The sequence below is a fragment of the Orrella sp. JC864 genome (genome assembly GCF_037026685.1).
In the GTDB taxonomy this organism is placed as follows: domain Bacteria; phylum Pseudomonadota; class Gammaproteobacteria; order Burkholderiales; family Burkholderiaceae_B; genus Orrella.
On the sequence record NZ_JBANET010000011.1, the window covers coordinates 41,026 to 60,070 of the forward strand.

The 19,045-nt window shown below is 68.8% G+C and carries 21 protein-coding genes; 12 read left to right on the forward strand and 9 right to left on the reverse strand.

Annotated elements, in window-relative coordinates:
- Positions 1-128 precede the first annotated feature (128 nt).
- A complete protein-coding gene (locus V8Z80_RS11725) occupies positions 129-707 on the forward strand; it encodes a TetR/AcrR family transcriptional regulator (protein ID WP_336062082.1) in 579 nt (192 codons plus the stop codon).
- On the opposite strand, the gene V8Z80_RS11730 is transcribed toward V8Z80_RS11725, so the two are convergent.
- Entirely contained in the window at positions 676-1,587 is a 912-nt protein-coding gene (locus tag V8Z80_RS11730) for a LysR family transcriptional regulator (protein WP_336062083.1), read from the reverse strand. The two genes, V8Z80_RS11725 and V8Z80_RS11730, sit on opposite strands and share 32 nt — an antisense overlap.
- A gap of 110 nt (positions 1,588-1,697) precedes the next feature.
- On the opposite strand from V8Z80_RS11730, the gene V8Z80_RS11735 reads away from it, so the two are divergent.
- Positions 1,698-2,525 carry an SDR family oxidoreductase gene (locus tag V8Z80_RS11735; RefSeq protein ID WP_336062084.1) on the forward strand — a complete coding sequence of 276 codons (828 nt, stop codon included), beginning with the start codon at positions 1,698-1,700 and terminating at the stop codon, positions 2,523-2,525.
- A gap of 33 nt (positions 2,526-2,558) precedes the next feature.
- Here V8Z80_RS11735 and V8Z80_RS11740 read toward each other — a convergent pair whose 3' ends face one another.
- The 3 genes from V8Z80_RS11740 to V8Z80_RS11750 all read right to left on the reverse strand — a co-directional run bounded on the left by V8Z80_RS11740 (position 2,559) and on the right by V8Z80_RS11750 (position 6,438).
- Positions 2,559-4,559, reverse strand: a complete 2,001-nt coding sequence (locus tag V8Z80_RS11740) for a TRAP transporter large permease (RefSeq protein ID WP_336062131.1) — start codon at positions 4,557-4,559, stop codon at positions 2,559-2,561.
- The gene (locus V8Z80_RS11745) at positions 4,559-5,176 is read right to left on the reverse strand and encodes a TRAP transporter small permease subunit (RefSeq protein WP_155193081.1); all 618 of its coding nucleotides are present in this window, start codon (positions 5,174-5,176) and stop codon (positions 4,559-4,561) included. Before V8Z80_RS11745 ends, V8Z80_RS11740 begins: the two co-directional genes overlap by 1 nt.
- Positions 5,177-5,331: 155 nt before the next feature.
- The gene (locus V8Z80_RS11750; protein WP_336062085.1) at positions 5,332-6,438 is read right to left on the reverse strand and encodes a TRAP transporter substrate-binding protein; all 1,107 of its coding nucleotides are present in this window, start codon (positions 6,436-6,438) and stop codon (positions 5,332-5,334) included.
- A gap of 276 nt (positions 6,439-6,714) precedes the next feature.
- Here V8Z80_RS11750 and V8Z80_RS11755 point away from each other — a divergent pair, with 276 nt between their 5' ends.
- Positions 6,715-7,068, forward strand: coding sequence for a CidA/LrgA family protein (locus tag V8Z80_RS11755; protein WP_336062086.1), 354 nt, complete (start codon positions 6,715-6,717; stop codon positions 7,066-7,068).
- A 40-nt stretch (positions 7,069-7,108) separates the two neighbouring features.
- Positions 7,109-7,849 carry an LrgB family protein gene (locus tag V8Z80_RS11760; RefSeq protein ID WP_155193086.1) on the forward strand — a complete coding sequence of 247 codons (741 nt, stop codon included), beginning with the start codon at positions 7,109-7,111 and terminating at the stop codon, positions 7,847-7,849.
- On the opposite strand, the gene V8Z80_RS11765 is transcribed toward V8Z80_RS11760, so the two are convergent.
- The 5 genes from V8Z80_RS11765 to V8Z80_RS11785 form a co-directional block, all read right to left on the reverse strand.
- Positions 7,846-8,646, reverse strand: a complete 801-nt coding sequence (locus V8Z80_RS11765; protein WP_336062087.1) for a DUF3325 family protein — start codon at positions 8,644-8,646, stop codon at positions 7,846-7,848. The genes V8Z80_RS11760 and V8Z80_RS11765 overlap by 4 nt on opposite strands.
- Complete coding sequence (locus V8Z80_RS11770; protein WP_336062088.1) at positions 8,643-8,945, reverse strand: DUF3649 domain-containing protein; 303 nt, start codon at positions 8,943-8,945, stop codon at positions 8,643-8,645. The genes V8Z80_RS11765 and V8Z80_RS11770 overlap by 4 nt, the downstream gene beginning before the upstream one ends.
- Positions 8,942-10,570, reverse strand: a complete 1,629-nt coding sequence (locus V8Z80_RS11775) for a PepSY-associated TM helix domain-containing protein (RefSeq protein ID WP_336062089.1) — start codon at positions 10,568-10,570, stop codon at positions 8,942-8,944. Before V8Z80_RS11775 ends, V8Z80_RS11770 begins: the two co-directional genes overlap by 4 nt.
- Before the next feature lie 157 nt (positions 10,571-10,727).
- On the reverse strand, positions 10,728-11,486 hold the full coding sequence (locus tag V8Z80_RS11780) for an aspartyl/asparaginyl beta-hydroxylase domain-containing protein (protein WP_336062090.1): 759 nt from the start codon (positions 11,484-11,486) through the stop codon (positions 10,728-10,730).
- A 146-nt stretch (positions 11,487-11,632) separates the two neighbouring features.
- Positions 11,633-12,475 carry an AraC family transcriptional regulator gene (locus V8Z80_RS11785; RefSeq protein WP_336062091.1) on the reverse strand — a complete coding sequence of 281 codons (843 nt, stop codon included), beginning with the start codon at positions 12,473-12,475 and terminating at the stop codon, positions 11,633-11,635.
- A 127-nt stretch (positions 12,476-12,602) separates the two neighbouring features.
- Between V8Z80_RS11785 and V8Z80_RS11790 the strand changes: the two genes are divergently transcribed.
- The 8 genes from V8Z80_RS11790 to V8Z80_RS11825 all read left to right on the forward strand — a co-directional run bounded on the left by V8Z80_RS11790 (position 12,603) and on the right by V8Z80_RS11825 (position 19,031).
- On the forward strand, positions 12,603-13,028 hold the full coding sequence (locus V8Z80_RS11790; RefSeq protein ID WP_155193097.1) for an organic hydroperoxide resistance protein: 426 nt from the start codon (positions 12,603-12,605) through the stop codon (positions 13,026-13,028).
- A 115-nt stretch (positions 13,029-13,143) separates the two neighbouring features.
- Entirely contained in the window at positions 13,144-14,043 is a 900-nt protein-coding gene (locus V8Z80_RS11795; protein WP_336062092.1) for a LysR family transcriptional regulator, read from the forward strand.
- Positions 14,044-14,123: 80 nt separating this feature from the next.
- On the forward strand, positions 14,124-15,107 hold the full coding sequence (locus V8Z80_RS11800) for a Bug family tripartite tricarboxylate transporter substrate binding protein (RefSeq protein WP_336062093.1): 984 nt from the start codon (positions 14,124-14,126) through the stop codon (positions 15,105-15,107).
- Between the two features lie 24 nt (positions 15,108-15,131).
- Positions 15,132-16,265 carry an NAD(P)/FAD-dependent oxidoreductase gene (locus V8Z80_RS11805; RefSeq protein WP_336062094.1) on the forward strand — a complete coding sequence of 378 codons (1,134 nt, stop codon included), beginning with the start codon at positions 15,132-15,134 and terminating at the stop codon, positions 16,263-16,265.
- Positions 16,255-16,611: a (2Fe-2S)-binding protein gene (locus V8Z80_RS11810; protein WP_155193102.1), complete on the forward strand. Its 357-nt coding sequence runs from the start codon at positions 16,255-16,257 to the stop codon at positions 16,609-16,611. The genes V8Z80_RS11805 and V8Z80_RS11810 overlap by 11 nt, the downstream gene beginning before the upstream one ends.
- A complete protein-coding gene (locus tag V8Z80_RS11815; protein WP_336062095.1) occupies positions 16,601-17,983 on the forward strand; it encodes an FAD/NAD(P)-binding oxidoreductase in 1,383 nt (460 codons plus the stop codon). Before V8Z80_RS11810 ends, V8Z80_RS11815 begins: the two co-directional genes overlap by 11 nt.
- A gap of 79 nt (positions 17,984-18,062) precedes the next feature.
- Entirely contained in the window at positions 18,063-18,434 is a 372-nt protein-coding gene (locus V8Z80_RS11820) for a RidA family protein (RefSeq protein ID WP_336062096.1), read from the forward strand.
- A gap of 105 nt (positions 18,435-18,539) precedes the next feature.
- Positions 18,540-19,031, forward strand: coding sequence for an LEA type 2 family protein (locus V8Z80_RS11825; RefSeq protein ID WP_336062097.1), 492 nt, complete (start codon positions 18,540-18,542; stop codon positions 19,029-19,031).
- Positions 19,032-19,045 lie beyond the last annotated feature (14 nt).

A 19,045-nucleotide genomic window follows, 5' to 3' on the forward strand; every position in this document is an offset into this window, starting at 1 on the left:
GTAAACTCCATTGAAAGCGCAGGTCAAGCAATTTAATATTGTCCATTATGAAAACAACGGAAAGCAAGCCCACCCGCCCCCGCGGGCGCCCGCTGTCCTTTGATCGGGAGACGGTCCTGGAGCGCGCCATGCACGTTTTCTGGCGCCAGGGCTACGAGACCACCACCGTGCAGGACCTCACCGCCGCCATGGGCATCACCGCCCCGAGCCTGTACGCCGCCTTCGGCGACAAGGAGGGCCTGTACATGGCGGCCGTGGCGTACTACCGCGCGCGCTATGGCGAACACGGCAGGCAGATCCTCGATTCGGTCCCGCAGGCCCGCGCCGCCGTGCGCGCCCTGCTCGAGTACATGGCCTACAACATGTGCGATCCCGAGCTGCCCTCGGGCTGCATGGTGATCAACTCGGCCGTCAATTGCACCGCCGCTTCCTCGCACGTGCAGGAAGCCGTCGCCGACTGCCGCGCCGAAGGCGTGGCCTGGCTGCAGGCGCGCATCGAGCGCGGCGTGCGGGAAGGCGACGTGCCGGCCGGCACCGATTGCGCGGCGCTGGCGGCCTTCTATTTCGCCGTGGCCAGCGGCATGTCGCTGCAGGCGCGCGACGGCGCCGACTGCGCCACCATGCACGCCATCATCGAATCGGCCATGGCGGCCTGGCCCGCCGCGCCTGGCAAGCCTAGGCCCGGCCCGGCGCGCGAATCTCCCTGAGCACCTCAACGAAGGCGCGCAGCGCCGGGGGCACGTGACGATGGCCCGGGTAGTACAGGTACAGGCCGGCAATCTCCGGGCACCACGGCTGCAGCAATAGCTGCAACTCGCCGCGGTCCAGGTGCGCCTGCGCGGCCGGCTGCGGCACATAGGCGATGCCCAGGCCGCGCACGGCCGCCTCGACCATCAGCTCCACCTGGTCCAGCACCAGGGGGCCGTCCACCTGGATGTTGGCTTCCTGCCCGCGCCGCGCGAACTCCCAATGGCGGTACGGCTTGCCGCTGGGAAAGCGGATGCGGATGCACTCGTGCGCCAGCAGGTCCTGCGGCACGCGGGGAGGCTTGCGCCGCGCCAGGTAGGCGGGCGCGGCCACCGCCACGAAACGTATCGGCCCGCCCACGGGCACCGCGATCATGTCCTGCTGCAGGGCCTCGCCCAGGCGCACGCCGGCGTCGAACCCCTCGGCCACGATATCCACCAGTCGCCCGTCGGTGTACAGGTCCACCGTCACCTCCGGATAACGTTCGCGAAACCGCGGCACTGCCTCGGCCAGCAGCATGCGGCAGGCCGTCTGGCTGCCGTTGATGCGCAGCGTGCCGCCGGGCCGCCCACCCAGTTCGTCCAGCTCGCCCAGCGCCGCATCCAGCTCGCACAGCACGGGTCCGAGCCGATCGAGCAGCCGCCGGCCGGCCTCGGTCAGCGCGACGCTGCGCGTGGTGCGATGCAGCAGCCGCACGCCCAGCCCGGCTTCCAGCGTGCGCATTTGGTGGCTGAGCGTGGACGGGGAAAGCCCCAGCTCGTCGGCGGCCTTGCGAAAACTGCGGTGCGCGGCGATGGCGCAAAAGGCCTGCAGATCGGGCAGGCTGGGCCGGCTATTCATGGTGTATTCTCACTGATCCATGCAAGATTTGTGGAATAGTAGCAGCGATCAAGGCGGCTTAAGCTGGACACATCGCGCTGTTCGAACGGCGCAGTACATGGAGATCCATCATGAGCAAGACCTGGTTCGTTACCGGCGCCTCCTCGGGCATCGGCCTGCATTTGACCGAGCAACTGCTGGCGCGCGGCGAGCGCGTGGCGGCCACGCGGCGCAAGCCGGGCGCGCTGGATGCGCTGGCGCGCCAATATGGGCAGCAGCTCTGGCTGGCCACGCTGGACATCACCGACACGCAGGCCCTGCGTCAGGTCGTGGACCGTGCCTTCGCCGAACTGGGCCGCATCGACGTGGTGGTCAGCAATGCGGCCTACGGGCTGTTCGGCGCGGCCGAGGAACTACAGGACGTCCAGATCCGCCAGCAGATCGACACCAACCTGATCGGCGCGATCCAGCTCATCCGGGCGGTGCTGCCGCACCTGCGCGCGCAGGGCGGCGGAAGAATCCAGCAGGTGTCCTCCGAGGGCGGGCAGATCGCCTATCCCAATTTCAGCCTTTACCATGCCAGCAAATGGGCGGTCGAGGGCTTCGTGGAATCGGTGGCGCAGGAGGTCGCGCCCTTCGGCATCGAATTCACGCTGGTCGAGCCCGGGCCCTCGGCCACCGGCTTCAAGGATGCGCTGGTCAGTCCGCCGCCCATGGCCGTGTACGACGACACCCCGGCTGGGGCGGTGCGCCGCGCCGTCGCATCCGGGGAATTCGCCGTGACGGGCGATGTGCGCAAGATCGCCCGCGCCATGATCGAGTCGGCCGGCAGCCAGCCCGCGCCGCGCCGCCTGCTGTTGGGCGCGGGCGCCTACGAACGGGTCCGCGCGGCGCTGCAGGAGCGCCTGCACGCCTTGCAGGCGCAGCGCGAGGTGGCCTGCTCGACCGAGCTGGACTGAGCCGCTCAGTCCAGGCCCGGCTTGCGCGCGCCGTCAACGGTACAGCACCGTCGGCAGCCACATGCCCACGCCCGGGAACATGTAGAGCACGAAGATCGCGATCACCTGTATGGCCATGAACGGCAGCATGCCCAGGAATATCTGGTTCAGCGTGACGTGCGGCGGCGAGACGCCCTTCAGGTAGAAGGCCGACATGGCCACCGGCGGCGACAGGAAGGCGGTCTGCAGGTTCAGCGCCACCAGCAGGCCGAAGAACAGCGGATCGATGCCGAAGTTGGCCAGCAGCGGCACGAAGATGGGCATGAAGATCACGATGATCTCGGTCCACTCCAGCGGCCAGCCCAGCAGGAAGATGATGATCTGCGCCAGCAGCATGAACTCCACCGGCGTCAGGCCCAGGGACAGCACCCACTCTTCGATGATCTGCTGCCCGCCCAGCAGCGCGAAGGCCGCCGAGAAGATCGACGAGCCCACGAACAGCCAGCACACCATGGCGCTGGTCTTGGCCGTCAGGAACACCGACTCCTTGAGCACCGGCATGTTCAGCCGGCGGTATAGCGCGGCCAGCAGCGCCCCGCCCAGCGCCCCCATGGCGGCCGCCTCGCTGGGCGTGGCCAGGCCCAGCACGATCGAGCCCAGCACCGCCAGGATCAGCACCGCCAGCGGGAAGAACGAGGCCATCAGCATCTTGAAGATCTCCAGCCGCTGCCAGGTCAGCAGCAGGTAGAAGACCGCCAGCAGCGCCGCGCATACCCAGAACGCGATCCAGTAGCCGGTCGGCACCGGCAGGCGCTCGGCGCCGGCCTGGGCCGCGGCCTCGGCCTGCATCGCCTCGGCGGCCGCCTCGCCCGGCATCTCTGGCGCGGGCGGAGCCGCGCCGGGCGGTTCGGCCAGGCCCTGGGCGCCGGGCGGCTCCTGCAAGCCGCCTTCCATCGGGGGCTCGGCCAGCCCGCCTTCCATGGGCGGCTCCTGCAGGCCGCCCTGCATCGGCGGCTCGGCCAGCCCGCCGCCATAGCCGCCGCCGGAAAACCCCAGCTGCAGTTCTTCGGGGATCTCGTATTCGGTGGGCGGCTCGGTCAGCATCCGGTGCGTGACCCCCATGACCAGCACGAAACCGAGCAGCGGCACCAGCACCACCAGCAGGTTGCGCAACAGATAGCCCGTGGGCACGGCGCGGTTGCGCCGGCCCTTGAACAGCCCGGCCAGCAGGCCCACCATGGCCCGCGTCGTGCCGCCCTCGGCCAGCCGGCTCGCATGCTCGGGCAGGGGCAGCACGCGTTCGGAGGCGGGCAGGGGCGGGGCCGCCGAGGGCCACAGCTTGGCCACCAGGATCACGTACAGCACGTACATGCCCGCCAGCATCAGGCCCGGAAAGATCGCGCCGGCATACAGCTGCACCACCGAGACGCCGGCCGTGGCGCCATAGACGATCAGCAGCACCGAAGGCGGCAGCAGGATGCCCAGGCAGCCGCCGGCGGTGATGGCGCCGGCGGTCATGCGCACGCTGTAGCCGGCCTTGAGCATGGTGGGCATGGCCAGCAGGCCCATCAGCGTCACCACCGCCCCCACGATGCCGGTGGCCGTGGCGAAGATCGCGCAGGTGGCCAGCGTGGCCACGCCCAGCGAGCCCGGGATGCGCGCCAGCGCAAGGTGCATGGACTTGAACAGTTTTTCGATGAGGTTGGCGCGCTCGACCAGGTAGCCCATGAACACGAACAGCGGAATCGAGATCAGCGCGTCGTTGGTCATGGTCGCGTAGGTGCGCTGGACCATCAGCGTAAGCGTCTGCTCGATGGCCCGCATGGGCGTGCCCTGCCCCTGCATGAAATAGGCCAGGAAGGAAAAGATCACCCCCATGCCCATCAGCGTGAAGGCCGTGGGAAAGCCCAGCATGATGCACACCACCACCAGCGCCAGCATGATCAGGCCGATGTGGCCGGTGGTCAGCGCCGTCCAGGGCGTGAGCACGATCACGGCCAGCACCACCATCGCCATGATGGACAGCCCGAACCAGATAGCCTTGTTCTGCTTCATCATCGATTCTCCGGGCTGACGTAGCGGTCCAGCTTCGCGATGTCCTCGTCCTTGACGTGGACCATCTCCTTGAGCTTGTCGACATCGACCTCCTCGACGTCGTCTTCGCGGCGCGGCCAGGCGCCGTGGCGCAGGCACAGGAGACAGCGACCCACCTCGCTCAGGCCCTGCAGCAGCAGCAAGGCGCCGGCCACGGGGATGACGGTCTTGAAGGGATAGATGGGCGGACCGTTGGCCATCAGCGAGGAGTGCTCGCGGATGGCGATGGATTCGCCCGCGTAGATCCAGCCGGCCCAGACCAGCGCCACCACGCCGGGAAAGAAGAACAGCAGGTACAGCACCAGGTCCAGCGTGGCCTGCGTGCGCGGCGAGAAAAAGCCGTACAGGATGTCGCCGCGCACGTGGCCGCCCTTGGCCAGCGTATAGGCCCCGGCCATCATGAACAGCGTGCCGTACATCATCATCTGCGTGTCGAAGGCCCAGGCGCTGGGGCTGCTGAAGAAATAGCGCGCGACCACCTCCCACACGATCGAGACGGTCAGCGCCACGATGAGCCAGGCAAACAGCTTGCCGGCCCACGTGGACAGCCGGTCCAGGAAGAAAAGGATTTTCAGCATCGGAACACCTTGTGGCGCGCGGCGGCGCGGCCCGGCGGGACCGCGGCCGCGCCGTATGCGGCCGGGCAGGCATGCGCCTGCGCTTGCGCGCAGGCGCGCACGGCCCGCCGAACGGATGTGCCGGCCGCCAGCCCGGGCCGGCGGCCGGCGCGGCCTCAGGCCGCGGGCTTGGCGCTGCGCGAGAAGTAGTGGTTGTAGGCCATGCGGTAATCGACCAGAGTATCGCCCTGCCAACGCCCGCAACGCTGCGCGAACGCCCGCTGCGACTCGAGCACTTTCTTGAACAGCGGGTTCTCGGCCGAGCGCTTCTCGATCATCTGGTCCCAGATCTTGAGCTGCTGCTGCAAGATGGCGTCGGGGGTCTTGTAGAACTTGACCCCCTGCTTCTGCAGCTCGATGTAGTCCTGCGAGTAGCGGTCGATGGCCTTCCAGGACATGTCCGCGCTGGCCGCCTGCGTGGCGTAGCGGATCACCGCCTTCAGGTCGTTGGGCAGCGCCTCGTACTTGGCGGTGTTGAACATGATCTCGAACTGCTCGGCGCTCTGGTGAAAGCTTTGCAGCATGCAGATCTTGGAGACGTCGGGAAAGCCCAGCGAGCGGTCGGACGAGGCGTTGTTGAACTCGGCCCCGTCAAGCAGGCCGCGGTCGAGCGCCGGTACGATTTCGCCGCCGGGCAGCGCGTTGACCGCCGCGCCCATGGCGCTGAACATGTCGATGGCCAAGCCCACCGTGCGGAACTTCAGGCCCTTGAAGTCCTCCGCGCGGGTGATGGGTTTCTTGAACCAGCCCAGGGCCTGCGTGGGCATGGGGCCATACATGAACGAGGTCACGTTCACGCCCATGGCCTTCTGCACTTCCTTGAGCAGTTCGGCGCCGCCGCCATACTCGTGCCAGGCCATCAGCATGTTCGGATCCATGCCGAAGGCCGGCCCCGAGCCCCACAGCGCGACCGCGGTGTTCTTGCCGTACCAATAGGCGACCACGCCGTGGCCGCCGTCGAGCGTGCCCGAGGACACGGCATCGAGCAGGTCGAAGGCGCGCACCACCGCGCCGGCCGGCAGCACTTCGATGCGCAGCCGGCCTTCGGACATCTCGTTCACCTTCTTGGCGAAGTCCAGGGCGTATTCATGGAAGATGTCGTTGGCCGGCCAGGTGCTCTGGAAACGCAGCGTCGTGACGGATTGGGCTTTCACGACGGCCGGCGCTGCCATGGCGGCAGTGGCGGCCGCGCCGGCCATGAAGGTGCGGCGGGTTGCTTTCATCTCGGTTGTCTCCTCAAACGGGGGGAAGTTCTCGTTCTACTTTTGAATCTTCTTTCCACAGTCCCGCGGATCCTGCCAGCCCTACCTTCTTTCCGGTGACTGCAGCAGGCATAACATATCCCCCGGCGGGCGTGCCTGGCATCGGCGAAAACCCCAGGGTTGTAAGCGCCGCGTCAGGTGAGGCCGGCCGCGGCCTGGCCGCAATCGCTGTACCATCGCCGCTACATCCTCCGTCATATCCGCGCCGGCCTTGCCCGCGCCGCTTCCCGGAACGCCATGCTCGTTGCCATCGCCCTAGTCCTGAGCCTGCAGCTGGCAGGCGAACTGATCGTCCAGGCCCTGGGCCTGCCCGCCCCCGGCTCGCTGCTGGGCCTGGGCCTGCTGTTCGCGCTGCTGCTGGCGCTCGGACGCGTGCCGCGCGGCCTGCAGCGCCTGGCGCAGCTCATGCTGCGCCATCTGATGCTGCTGCTCATGCCGGCCGTGGCCGGCATCGCCGTGCATTATTCGCTGCTGGCGCGCGACTGGCTCGCCTTCCTGCTGGCCTGCGTGCTGGGCACGCTGCTGACGCTGCTGGTCACGGCATGGACGTTCCGGCTCATGATGCGGCGCCAGGGCGCCGGCGCGCGCTGACATGAAACCCATCTCCGAAACGCTGCAAGCGGCCGCCTGAATGAACGCACCTGCAATGGGGGCCTGGCTGCTCTCCGTTCCCCATGCCTGGCTGGCCGTCACCGTGCTGGTGTACGCCTTCGCCTGGAAGCTGTATCGCCGGCTGGGCAACAATCCCTGGGCGCTGCCCGTGCTGACCGGCAGCGCGGTGCTGGTGGCCGCCATGCTGGCTACCGGCACCGCGTATGCCGACTACTATGCGCAGGCGCGGCCGCTGCATTACCTGGCCGGGGCGGCCATCGTGCTGCTGGCCGTGCCGCTGTACGCGCAGGTCCGGCGCCTGCGCAGCCTCTGGCGGCCGGTGGCGGTGGCGCTGCTGGCCGGTTCGGTCACGGCCATCGCCTCGGCCATGGCGATCGCCTGGTGCTTCGGCGCCGACATGCAGACCCTCTGGTCGGTGGCGCCCAAGTCCTCGACCATGCCCATCGGCATGGCGCTGGCCGAGCAAAGCGGCGGCATCGCCGCGCTGACCGCGCTGGCCACGGCCCTGACCGGCATCTTCGGCGCGATCGCCATGCCGTGGATCATGCGCCTGCTCGAACGCGCCGGCGCGCGCGGCGATGCGCCGGCCGGCGAGCGCGAAATCACCGAAGGCTTCGCGCTGGGCCTGGTGGCCCATGCCATCGGCACCGCGCGCGCCCTGCAGACCAGCGAAACAGCCGGCGCCTTCGCCGCGCTGGCCATGATCCTGAACGGCCTGGCCACCGCCGCGCTGATCCTGCTGCTGCTGCCCTGGTTCTAGCGCCGCGCGAACCAGGCCACGGTCGACGGCGCCAGCTGCGCCATCGGCCAGGCGGCGTGGTGCACCGACCCGTCCTTGCCCTCGACCGTCAGCCATAGCTCGGCGTCCGGCCGCATGGCCGAAGGCAGCTGGATCTCCACCGAGCGGTCCCAGCGGTTGCCGGAAAAAGCCAGTCCGGCGCCGCGCAGCGAGCGGGGCTTGTTCACCTTCAGGTAGGCGCTGCGGATCTCGGCGTCGCAGGCCTGGCAGAACCGCAGCTGGAATGCCTTCATCGGAATGCCCATGGCCATGAGCCGGGGCGGCGCATGGTCCATCTCGGCAAGCCGGTAGGTCCAGGGACCGACCTGGCCCTGCACCGCGTCGGCGCGCATCACCGGCTTGACCGGCACGCTGTACACGGCCGCCGCGAAGGCCAGCGGCAGCGCCGCCAGCAGGTCATAGCCGGCCACGCGCGCCGCACGGCGCTGCAGGACACGGCCCGGGTCCGAGGCGACCAAACGCACGGCCGCACCCGGCCCGCCCGCCCGGGGCCACTTGTGCAGATGGAACACGAGCACGGCCGCCAGCACGCCGAACCAGCCGGCCCAGGCGACCGCGCCGATGCCGGGGCCCCAGCGCAGCCGCCCCCAGGCCAGGGCCGCGGCCAGCAGCAGCGCGCCGGCCAGCGCGCCCGCGCGCCGCAGCGCCGCCGTCGGCTCCCGGCCCAGCAGCAGCTCGCCCTGGCGCTCGTTGGCCAGCGCCAGGCACAGCAGGCTGGCCAGGCAAAGCAAGGCCAGCATGGCGTTCTGGATCATCATGCGCCCCCCATCGCCAGCACGCACATCGCGCCCAACGCAAGGGACGCGCCGGCCATGCCCAGCCAGGCGCGCGCCGCGCTGCGCACGCTGAACACCCAGATCACGGCCGCCGCATACCAGACAAAGGCCAGCATGGTCGAGGCCAGCACCGCATGCGCCGGCGGCAGCGGCCAAAGCAGCGCCAGCAGCGCGGTGGCGGCCGATGCGGCGGCATAGCCGCCCAGGCCGGCGGCCAGCACGCGGGAAAAGACCTGCCAGCGATAGGCCGCGCCGCTTGCGGATGGGCGTGCGGCGCTCACGGGATGGCCTGCACCGCGGCATCGGGCGCCCGCGCAGGGCCGCGGCCCGCCGGCGCAGCGGCCGGCCGCGCCAGCCAGCGCCGCCGGATCTTGTGCGCCATCCAGGCAAAGGCCGCGCCCAAGCCCAGCATGGTCAGGTCAAAGCCGGCCAGGCCCCAGTCGCCATGCGCCAGCGTCACGCCCAGGTGCCTGTCGGTGGTCAGGGCATTGAGCACGGGCACCAGCGCGTAGGCCGCCGCCGTCAGCCAGGCCAGCTCCAGCCAGGCCCGCTTGATCGGCCGCACCGATCCATAGAGCAAGGCCCAGCCCCAGGCCAGGAACAGCGCATGGATTTCCCAGGCCGCCCGTTCGGCCATGCCCAGCGGCAACAGCCGGTTGGCCCAGAAATAGACCGCCACGCCCAGGGGCAGGCCCAGCAGCGTGCCCACGTTCAGCGCCTCGACCAGCTTCAGGCCCTGCGCATCGAAGCGCGATGCCTGCCTGCCGTTGTGGCGCCCGCGGCGCTTGACGGTCCACAGCACCAGCCCCGTGCCGATCACGCCGCAGCCCATCAGGCCGCTGATGAAATACAGCCAGCGCAGCCACCAGTCGGCAAACTGCCCTTCGTGCAGGCTGAACAGCACCGTCTGCGTGGTACGGGCGCCGCTGCGCCCGCGCGGATCCGGCGGCAGGGGATCGCCATTGTCGGCATGGAAACGCAGCAGCTCGGGCTCGTAGGCATCGAGCACCCTGCCCGGCACGCGGCCCAGCTCGACGATGGGCGCGCCGCCCTCGGGCCGGGCCATCCTGACCGTGGCCACCTCGCCCGCGCCCCATTGCGCCTGGGCGCGGCGAATCATGTCCGGCACCGAGGCGGCCGGTGCGGACATGGGCAGATGCGGGTCGCGGAAGCGGCGGTACAGCTCGTCGTACATGGGCTGCTGCGCCAGCGGGCTGCTGCCGAACACCGCGTTGCGCGCGGCCGGCATGTAGTCGAAGGCAAAGAACAGCAGCCCCGTATAGGTGATCATCAGGAAAAAGGGCAGCGACATCACGCTCAGCACGTTGTGCGCATCGAGCCAGGAACGCTGCCCCTTGCCGGGCCGGAACGTAAAGAAATCCTTGAATATCTTCTTGTGCGTGATCACGCCCGTGACCACCGCCAGCAGCATCAGCATGGTGCAGGCGCCCACCAGCAGGATGGCGGTCTTGTAGGGCATGTAGTGCAGCGCGTAATGCATCACGTACAGGCTGCGTCCGCCGCCCGTGTCGCGCGCCTCGGGCTCGTGACGCGGCTGGCCGGTCCGCGGATCGAGCTTCTCGCTGCCGCGCCGTCCGCGGTCGTGCGCCTGCGCGGGCATGTCCTCCCAGGAAATCTCCAGGCCCTTGTGCTCGCGCACGCGCAGGCTTTGGTGCGGCAGCGTCACCTGCCATTGCCGCGCGCCCGGGGCGACCTCCTGCAGCCGCGCCATGCCCAGGGCCAGCAGCGCGTCGCGGTCGGCCTGCGCCGGCGCGCCGGCCAGCGGCAGCTCGGGCTGCATCCAGCGCGTGATCTCGTCATCGACATAGCCGGCCGTTCCCGTGACGAACACGAAGAACAGCACCCACCCCACGACCAGCCCCGTCCAGGTATGCAACCATGCCATGGACTGGCGAAATCCCTCTTTCACGGATCGGACCCTCGGTACGCCCCCGCGCGATAGTCCTGGGGCGCGGGCATCTTTATGGAATGTTAATACGAAATATTATCATTCATTTATTGCCCGGAGCGAGCGCGCCGACGCGGGCCGGCCCGCGGCCCGTTCAGGTGTCGCCGTAGTATTTTTTTTCCCAGGCCTCGTAGTTGGCCTTGCCGCGCCGCAACTCGCCCGTATAGGGCGCCAGCGCCAGCACCAGCCGGTTGATCCAGCGCATGGGCGCTCGGCAGGGCCGCTCGAAATCCACGAACAGCACCACGCGCACGCCACCCGTGTCGTTATGCACCTGGTGCGGATACAGGTCGTCGAACACCACCGCCTTGCCCTCTTCCCACACATAGCGCTGGCCGCCCACCTCGATCCAGCAGCGCTCGCGCGGCTCGGGCACGACCAGCGCCAGGTGCAGGCGCAGCACGCCGTTGTACGGCCCTTCGTGCAGCGGGATGCGCTTGCCCGGCTCCAGGATGGAAAAGAAGGCGGTGCGCAGCCCCGGGATTGCCGACAAGGCCTTCATGGTCTCGGGACAGCGCGCGATGTTGCGTTGCGAGCGCAGGCCATAGGCCAGAAAGACAAAGGTCTTCCATTGGTCGTCGCGCGTGATCGTGCCCACCTCGGGCGAGAGCTCGTGAAAGGCCGGCAGGCGCTGGCGGTCTTCGAGCAGGGACATCAGCTCCTGGCGGATGGCGGGCGTGGCGCGCTCGAGCTCGTCGATCCAGGGAAAAGCCGCGTTCTCGAAGATGGGCTTGTCGCCCACCAGCGAGGCGCGTGCGATGTGGCGCTGCAGGAAATCGGAGATGCGGAACAGGACCCGGGTGGCCAGGCCGTGAACGTGGTTTCTGTCGGGAAGATCCAGGGGGGCGCCCATGACGCTGCTTGCCTCCTTCGCCAGTGCATATCGTTGGCGTCAAGGATAGGAGCAAAGCCCCGGCCGGACAACACGAGTTCGTATCGGATTGTGCGAACCGGCATCGCGCCTTGCCGTGCCCCGTCCGGCCCGCGGCGGCGGCGCCGTCATGCGGGCGCCGCGTCCTCGCCATGGGCCTGGCGCCACTGCCTGGGCGCCAGGCCGCCTTGCGCCTTGAAGGCCCGCGACAAGGCCGCCTCGCTGCCGTAGCCCATCTCGGCGGCGATCAGCTTGAGCGCGCGCCCGCGCCGCAGCGCCTGGCGCGCCAGCCCCAGCCGCCATGACTGCAGGTAGGCGGCGGGCGTGCAGCCCACGGTGGCGCGAAACACGTTGGCGAACACGCTGCGCGACATCCCGGCCTGGCTGGCCATGGCCTGCAGCGTCCAGGGCCGTGCCGGGTCCTGGTGCAGCGCGACCAGGGCGTGCCGCAGGCGCGGATGGGCCATGCCCGCCAGCATGCCGCCCTGCACCGCGCCGCCCTCCATCAGGTGGCGCAGCAGCTGGATGAGCACCACCTCGAACAGGCGGTCCAGCATGGCTCGCCGGCCGCAGCGGTGGCTGGCGGCCTCCTCGAACAGCAGGGCCAGCACGCCCGGGGCGCCGTCGATCTCGCGCAAGGGCACGCAACAGAATTCGGGCAAGGCGGCCGCGATGGGATTGGCCGCGCCATCCTCGAAACGCAGGTAGGCGCAGGCCAGATCGGCGCCGTGCCGGGCGTCGGTCACGAAGCGGTGCGGCATGCCGGCCGGATAGAGCAGCAGGCTGGGCTCGTCGATGCGCCGCAGCACGCCATCGCCGTGCGCCACCTCCAGCGTGCCCGCGCGCAGCAAGTGCAGATGGCCGCTGCCCGGCGCCGCGGGCACCTCGTTGGCGCCGCACAGTGCGCCGGTATGGAACACCTGCGCGCTGACGCTGTAGCGATCCAGCAGCGCCTCGAGTCTGTCGCTCATGATTAATACGATAAGTTAAGTTTTCAGGACGATAAACAACCAGCAGTATCGGCAATCCCCGTACAGTACGTCCATCGGCAGGTCACCGCAAGCCCGCCGCCTTCGAACCCACCCTAAAGGAACCATCATGTCGATCGAAAAAGTGCTGTACACCGCCCAAGCCACCGCCACCGGCGGGCGCGAAGGGCGCGCCGTCTCCTCCGACCAGGCCCTGGACGTGCGCCTGTCCACCCCACGCGAACTGGGCGGCGCCGGCGGCCCGGGCACCAACCCCGAGCAGCTCTTTGCCGCGGGCTACAGCGCCTGCTTCCTGGGCGCGATGAAGTTCGTGGCCAGCCAGTCCAAGCAGGCGCTGCCCGCCGACACGCAGATCACCGGCCGGGTCGGCATCGGCCAGATCCCCGGCGGCTTCGGCATCGAAGTGGAACTGACGATCTCGGTGCCCGGACTGCCCCGGGAAGACGTCCAGGCTATCGTGGACAAGGCGCACCAGGTGTGCCCGTACTCGAACGCCACGCGCGGCAACATCGATGTGAGGCTGGTGGTGGCTTGATCGAGCGGGCCTGCCGGCTCCAAAGGCTGGCGGGCCCGCGCCACTACAATGAGGCCCCCCTCATGAGGCGCCTGGGCCGCCGACAAAAGACAAAACGGACATGACACAAAAAGCCATGACGCACAAGATGATCGAAGCGTTCAGGGCTGCGATCGTTCATGGCGGCATCAGCGCCGGCGCCGACGCGCTGGGCATATCGCAACCATCGATGAGCCGCCTGATGGCGGACTTGCAAAAGGCCGTCGGTTTCCCGCTGTTCGTCAAGCAGGGCCGCAGCGTCAAGCCGACCAGCGAGGCGCTGGCCCTCATGACCAAGGTGCAGCAGTCCTTCCTGGGGCTGGAAGAGATCACGCGGTTCTCGGATCAACTGCGCAAGCAGAAGCTGGGGCGGCTTGCGATCTGCACGATTCCGTCGGTCGGGCATTCGATCATGCCGCAAATCGTCGAAGGCCTTCGCCGCCGGCATCCCGACGTCATGCTCAGCCTGACGGTCGCTTCGTATATCGAGGTCGCCCGCAGCGTGCGGACCCGCCAGGCCGACATCGGCCTGACCGCCGACACGCTTTCGATCGGCGGGCTGGAAACCATCGCGGAATTCTCCTCCGACTGCGTATGCATCGGCACCTCCCGCTGGCTGCCCGGCTCGGCAAGCGCGATGACGATGCAAGACCTGGCCGGCAAGCCCTTCGTCGGCTTTACCGGCACGTTCCAGAAACGCCTGGAGGCGTGGCTGTCCATGACCGGGCAGCAACTTGACGTCATGGTCGAGGCGTCGCTGTTTCACTCCGTCAGCGACCTTGTGCTGCAAGGCATGGGCATCTCGATCGTGGATCCGCTCACCGGCGAGCTCCATCGCCAGCGCGGCGGCATCACGCTGCCGCTGCGCCCGAGCCTGCGCTATACGGTATACGCGACGGCGCTGAGCGACACACGGCTGAGCCCGCCCGCCCGGGACCTGCTGCAGCAGCTCGGCGCGGCGTTCCGCAAGGCGGATACACATAGCATGGACGAATAAATAGGCCGTCTCCCCGGCATGGATCGGGGTCAGGAAACTCCATACCATTTCCTGACCAACCATTCATCAAGGGGAAAACATTGAAGCCGACTTTCTTTGGCACCCGCAGGCTGGCCGCCTGCCTGTCCCTTTCTCTCATGGCCGCCATGCCGGCCGCCCATGCCCAGTACCCGGAAAAGCCGATACGGTTCATCGTCAACGCCGCGCCCGGCGGCGCGGCCGACTCCACCGCGCGAATACTGACGGCGGAACTGTCCAAGCGGCTGGGCCAGCCCATTGTCATCGAGAACAAGCCGGGCGCCTCGGGCGCCATCGGACTGGATGCGATCGCCAAGGCCGCGCCCGACGGCTACACGATAGGCGGGGCGAACCTGGCTACCTACGTGGTCGCGGCGCTGGCCGCCAGGAGGCTTCCCTACAAGCCGTTCCAGGACTTCACGCCGATCGCCAAGCAATGGACGCAACCGAACCTCATGGGCATCACCCCCAGCCTGCCGGTCCATACCGTCGGCGAACTGGTGGCCTATGCCAAGGCCAACCCCAAGGCCATCTTCTACGGCTCGACCGGCAACGGCACGGCGCTGCACGTGGTGACCGAACTGTTCCGCAGCAGCGCGGGCATAGAGATGGAGCACGTCCCGTACAAAAGCGCCCCGGCCGCCGAATCGGACCTGGCCGCGGGCAACATCCAGCTGATGGTAAGCAACTTCACCTCGATGGAGCCCCAAGTGCAGGCCGGACGCATCCGCGCCCTGGCGATTACCGGCCCCAGGCGCTCGCCCTTGCTGCCGGATGTGCCCACGATCGCCGAAGCGGGCTACCCCACGGTGGAAATGGAAACCTGGGGCGGCGTGGTGGGACCGGCCAACCTGCCGTCCGACATCGTCGAGAAGCTCAATACCGAGATCAATGCCGTGCTGTCCGATCCGCGCGTGATCGAGCAGCATCGCAAGCTGGGCGCGGCCGTGGCCCCCGGATCGGCGGCGCAGTTCGGCGAGCAGATCGCGGCTGACGCAGCCAGATGGGGCGCGGTGATCCGGGAAAACAACATTTCGACCGACTGAACGCACGGCCGGCAAAGAGAAGCAATGCACAAGCAAGCAGTCATCGTAGTGGGCGGGGGAGTCGTCGGTGCGGCCATTGCCTTTGGCATGGCCCGCGCCGGCGTGCCGGTCACCCTGCTCGATCAGGGCGACATCGCCCATCGCGCCTCGCGAGGCAACTTCGGCCTCATCTGGATGCAAAGCAAGGGCGCCGGCTTTCCCCGCTACGCGCGCTGGTGCCGCGACGCGGTCGACTTCTGGCAGCCGCTGGCGCAGGAGCTGCTGACACTCACCGGCATCGACGTGCACCTGCAACAGCCGGGCGGATTCTGGATCGGCTTTAGCGAATCCGAAATGCAAGCGCGCGCGCAGATGCTGGAAGCGCTCAAGGACATCGGCAAGGGCATTCCTTACGAAATGCTCGACCATGCCGAACTCAAGCACCGGCTGCCCGCCATCGGGCCGACCGTGGCCGGCGGCAGCTTCTGTCCGCTGGACGGCCACGTCAATCCGCTCAAGCTCTTGCACGCCCTGCATGCGGGCCTGAGGGCCCTGGGCGTGCAGATATGCCCAGGTGTCGATATCGCCGAGGTGGTGCGCGGGCATAACGGCGACTACACGGCGCGCAACCGCGACGGCCGAAGCTGGCGCGCGCCGCGCATCGTGCTGGCGGCAGGATTGGGCAACGCCACGCTGGCCGGGCAGCTGGGTTTGCATGCTCCCGTGAAACCCAATCGCGGGCAAGTGCTCATTACCGAACGGTTCCGGCCCTTCCTGCCCTATCCCACCAACAAGGCGCGCCAGACCAACGAAGGCACCGTCCAGCTGGGCTATTCGATCGAGGATGTCGGCCTGGACGACGGCACGACGGTTCCGGCCATCGAATGGATCGCCAGGCGGGCCCTGGCCACCTTCCCGATCCTGTCCGAGGCGCGGCTGGTGCGCGCCTGGGGCGCCCTGCGGGTGATGACGCCGGATGGCTCGCCCATCTACCAGGAGTCGCCCACCTGCCCGGGCGCATACGTCGCCACCAGCCACAGCGGCGTCTCCCTGGCCGGCCTGCATGCCTATGTCGTCGGCCCATGGATGGCCGGCCTGGCCGCGGCGCCCGAAGCCATCGAAGAATTCGCCGGTGACCGCTACCTGGATCCCGGCAGGAGCTTTTCCCATGCACACTGAATCCGTATCCCCGGCGCCGGCGCTCTTTGCATCGGAAACCCCGGCCGCATCAAGCCTGGTCACGCTGCAATTCGAAGGCCGCCCCTTGCGCGTGCCGGCTGGCATCAGCGTGGCCGCCGCGCTGCTGCTGCACGGCGGTGCCCCTTACCGGAGCACGCCCGTGAGCGCCGCACCACGTGCGCCCTATTGCATGATGGGCGTGTGCTTCGAATGCCTGGTCGAGATCGATGGCAAGCCCAATAGACAAGCCTGCCTGGCCCCCGTGCGCGAAGGCATGGCGGTGCGGCGCCAGCAGGGCGCGCCGGCCTTGCCGCTGCCCCGGGAGGAACAAGAACATGGATGCTGAAACCGTCGACCTGGCCGTCGTGGGCGCCGGGCCCGCCGGGCTCTCGGCCGCCGTCGAGGCCCGCGCCTGGGGGCTGAGCGTGGCCCTGCTCGATGAGCAGGAGGCACCCGGCGGGCAGATCTACCGCGGCATCGACGCGGCAAGCGCGCGGGCCCGCTCGGTGCTGGGCAAGGACTACGCCGACGGGGCGGCCTTGACCGGCGCGTTCCGGGCCAGCGGGGCGCGGCACATCGCCGGGGCCGCGGTGTGGGACATCGGACGCGACCTGAAGATCAGCTATCTCGCGCAACAACGCAGCCAGACGCTGCAGGCCCGCAGCATCGTGCTGGCCTGCGGCGCCATGGAACGGCCCTTTCCCGTTCCCGGCTGGACGCTGCCTGGGGTCATGGGCGCCGGGGCCGCGCAGATCCTGTACAAAAGCGCCGCCGCCCTGCCCAGCGTCCCTGCGGTGCTGGCCGGCTGCGGACCCCTGCTGTATCTGCTGGCCAACCAGTACCTGCAGGCCGGCATCAAGCTCAAGGCCGTGATCCACACCACCCGGCGCTCGGACTATCTGCGGGCGGCGCGGTACCTTCCCGGTGCCTTGCGCAACTGGCCCGAACTGCGCAAGGGCCTGCGCCTGCTCGGCAACCTGCGCCGGCACCGGGTGCCCGTCTATGCCGGGGCGCAGGCGTTCTCCATCCAGGGCACCGACCGCGCCGAATCGATCAGCTTCACTCACCACGGCCGCCAGCACCGCATCGAATCGCCGCTGGTCCTGTTGCACCAGGGTGTAGTGCCCAACACGCAGTTCAGCTGGGCGCTGCGTGCCCGGCACAGCTGGGACCCATCGCAGTTGTGCTGGGTGCCCGAGACCGATCGGCACGGACAGATCGAGGATACGGGCATCTACATCGCCGGCGACGGGCGGGGCATCGTCGGCGCCAAGGCCGCGGCCTGCCAGGGGCGCATGGCCGCCCTGGCGATCGCCGCGCGCTTCGGACACGCCGATGCCCAGGATCGCGGCGCCCGCGCGCAGGCCGTGCGCGCCGAACTGCGCCGCCACCTGCGCGTCAGGCCACTGTTGGACGCCTTGTACCGGCCCTTGGATGCGCATCGCATGCCGACGGACGATACCGTGCTTGTCTGCCGTTGCGAGGAAGTCAACGCGGGGCAGATCCGCCAATACGCGGAACTCGGGTGCCTGGGCCCCAACCAGGCCAAGGCCTTCGGCCGCTGCGGCATGGGCCCCTGCCAGGGCCGCCTGTGCGGACTGACGGTGACAGAAGTCCTGGCCCAAGCCCGCGGCGTGTCGCCCGGGGAAGTCGGCTACTACCGCATCCGGCCTCCCATCAAGCCCGTCACGCTGGCGCAACTGGCCGGCGACCAATAGCCGCCGCGCCTGCCGGCACACCGGCCCTTTGCGCACAAGGGCCGCCATCCCATTCCCAACCCGAGCAAGGAAGCATGACATGAACGACATCATCCGCATCGCCACCGATGCGCGGCGCAGCCGTGCCGTGGTCTACAACGGCATCGTCTTCGTAGGCGGCCAGACTGCCGATGACCGCAGCCAGGACATACGCGGCCAGACCCGGCAAACCCTGGCGAAAATAGAAAAGTTCCTGGCCGAGGCCGGCACGGACAAGAACCGCCTGCTGACGGCGCAGATCTGGATCAAGGACATCAAGAACGATTTCGCCGGCATGAACGAAATCTGGGATGCGTGGACAGCCCCGGGGTCGGCGCCCACCCGCGCCACGGCGCAATGCGAAATGGCCGCGCCGGACGTGCTGGTGGAGATCGTCGTAAGTGCGGCGCTGGGAGGCAAAAGCGGTGCCTGACGGCCCATCAGACCGACCCTGGCGCCCGATATCGACCTGCCGGCCCCCGAGGCCGGCGGGCCGCGCGCCACTACAATGAAAGCGTTTCCCCATGAGGCGCCCGCCATGCCCGCATACGCGCGTTCACCGTCACCGTACGCCCGCCTGATCGGGACCTGCCTGCTGGCCGCCGCCTTGCTGTCCGGCTGCGCATCGTGGCCCGGCCGGCAAGCGCCCCGCGTCAGCGTCGTCGGCCTGGAGCCGGCGGCCGGACAAGGGCTGGAGGCCCGTTTCGAGTTGAAGCTGCGCGTCCAGAATCCCAGCGACGCTGCCATTAGCTACGATGGCGTCGTACTGGACCTGGACCTGAACGGCCAGCCTTTCGCCAGCGGGGTCAGCGACCAGCGCGGCAGCATCCCACGCTTGGGCGAAGCCATCCTGACCGTGCCCGTCACGGTATCGGCAGTCAGCGCGCTGCGCCAAGCCAGGCGCTGGCTCGACGGCCAGCCCGGCGGCGCGCTTGCCTACCGCCTGAACGGGCGGCTGGCCGGCGGCATGCTGGGCGGGACGCGGTTCAGCGACGAAGGAGAGCTGGCGCTGCCGGGCGCGGCGCCGTAGGCCATCGCCGGAGA

Bases quoted from the DNA above. Each gene is read 5' to 3' on its own strand.
- V8Z80_RS11725 (WP_336062082.1), top strand. From the start codon at position 129: ATGCACGTTTTCTGGCGCCAGGGCTACGAGACCACCACCGTGCAGGAC.
- V8Z80_RS11730 (WP_336062083.1), bottom strand. From the start codon at position 1,587: ATGAATAGCCGGCCCAGCCTGCCCGATCTGCAGGCCTTTTGCGCCATC.
- V8Z80_RS11735 (WP_336062084.1), top strand. From the start codon at position 1,698: ATGAGCAAGACCTGGTTCGTTACCGGCGCCTCCTCGGGCATCGGCCTG.
- V8Z80_RS11740 (WP_336062131.1), bottom strand. From the start codon at position 4,559: ATGAAGCAGAACAAGGCTATCTGGTTCGGGCTGTCCATCATGGCGATG.
- V8Z80_RS11745 (WP_155193081.1), bottom strand. From the start codon at position 5,176: ATGCTGAAAATCCTTTTCTTCCTGGACCGGCTGTCCACGTGGGCCGGC.
- V8Z80_RS11750 (WP_336062085.1), bottom strand. From the start codon at position 6,438: ATGAAAGCAACCCGCCGCACCTTCATGGCCGGCGCGGCCGCCACTGCC.
- V8Z80_RS11755 (WP_336062086.1), top strand. From the start codon at position 6,715: ATGCTCGTTGCCATCGCCCTAGTCCTGAGCCTGCAGCTGGCAGGCGAA.
- V8Z80_RS11760 (WP_155193086.1), top strand. From the start codon at position 7,109: ATGAACGCACCTGCAATGGGGGCCTGGCTGCTCTCCGTTCCCCATGCC.
- V8Z80_RS11765 (WP_336062087.1), bottom strand. From the start codon at position 8,646: ATGATGATCCAGAACGCCATGCTGGCCTTGCTTTGCCTGGCCAGCCTG.
- V8Z80_RS11775 (WP_336062089.1), bottom strand. From the start codon at position 10,570: ATGGCATGGTTGCATACCTGGACGGGGCTGGTCGTGGGGTGGGTGCTG.
- V8Z80_RS11780 (WP_336062090.1), bottom strand. From the start codon at position 11,486: ATGGGCGCCCCCCTGGATCTTCCCGACAGAAACCACGTTCACGGCCTG.
- V8Z80_RS11785 (WP_336062091.1), bottom strand. From the start codon at position 12,475: ATGAGCGACAGACTCGAGGCGCTGCTGGATCGCTACAGCGTCAGCGCG.
- V8Z80_RS11790 (WP_155193097.1), top strand. From the start codon at position 12,603: ATGTCGATCGAAAAAGTGCTGTACACCGCCCAAGCCACCGCCACCGGC.
- V8Z80_RS11795 (WP_336062092.1), top strand. From the start codon at position 13,144: ATGACGCACAAGATGATCGAAGCGTTCAGGGCTGCGATCGTTCATGGC.
- V8Z80_RS11805 (WP_336062094.1), top strand. From the start codon at position 15,132: ATGCACAAGCAAGCAGTCATCGTAGTGGGCGGGGGAGTCGTCGGTGCG.
- V8Z80_RS11810 (WP_155193102.1), top strand. From the start codon at position 16,255: ATGCACACTGAATCCGTATCCCCGGCGCCGGCGCTCTTTGCATCGGAA.
- V8Z80_RS11815 (WP_336062095.1), top strand. From the start codon at position 16,601: ATGGATGCTGAAACCGTCGACCTGGCCGTCGTGGGCGCCGGGCCCGCC.
- V8Z80_RS11820 (WP_336062096.1), top strand. From the start codon at position 18,063: ATGAACGACATCATCCGCATCGCCACCGATGCGCGGCGCAGCCGTGCC.
- V8Z80_RS11825 (WP_336062097.1), top strand. From the start codon at position 18,540: ATGCCCGCATACGCGCGTTCACCGTCACCGTACGCCCGCCTGATCGGG.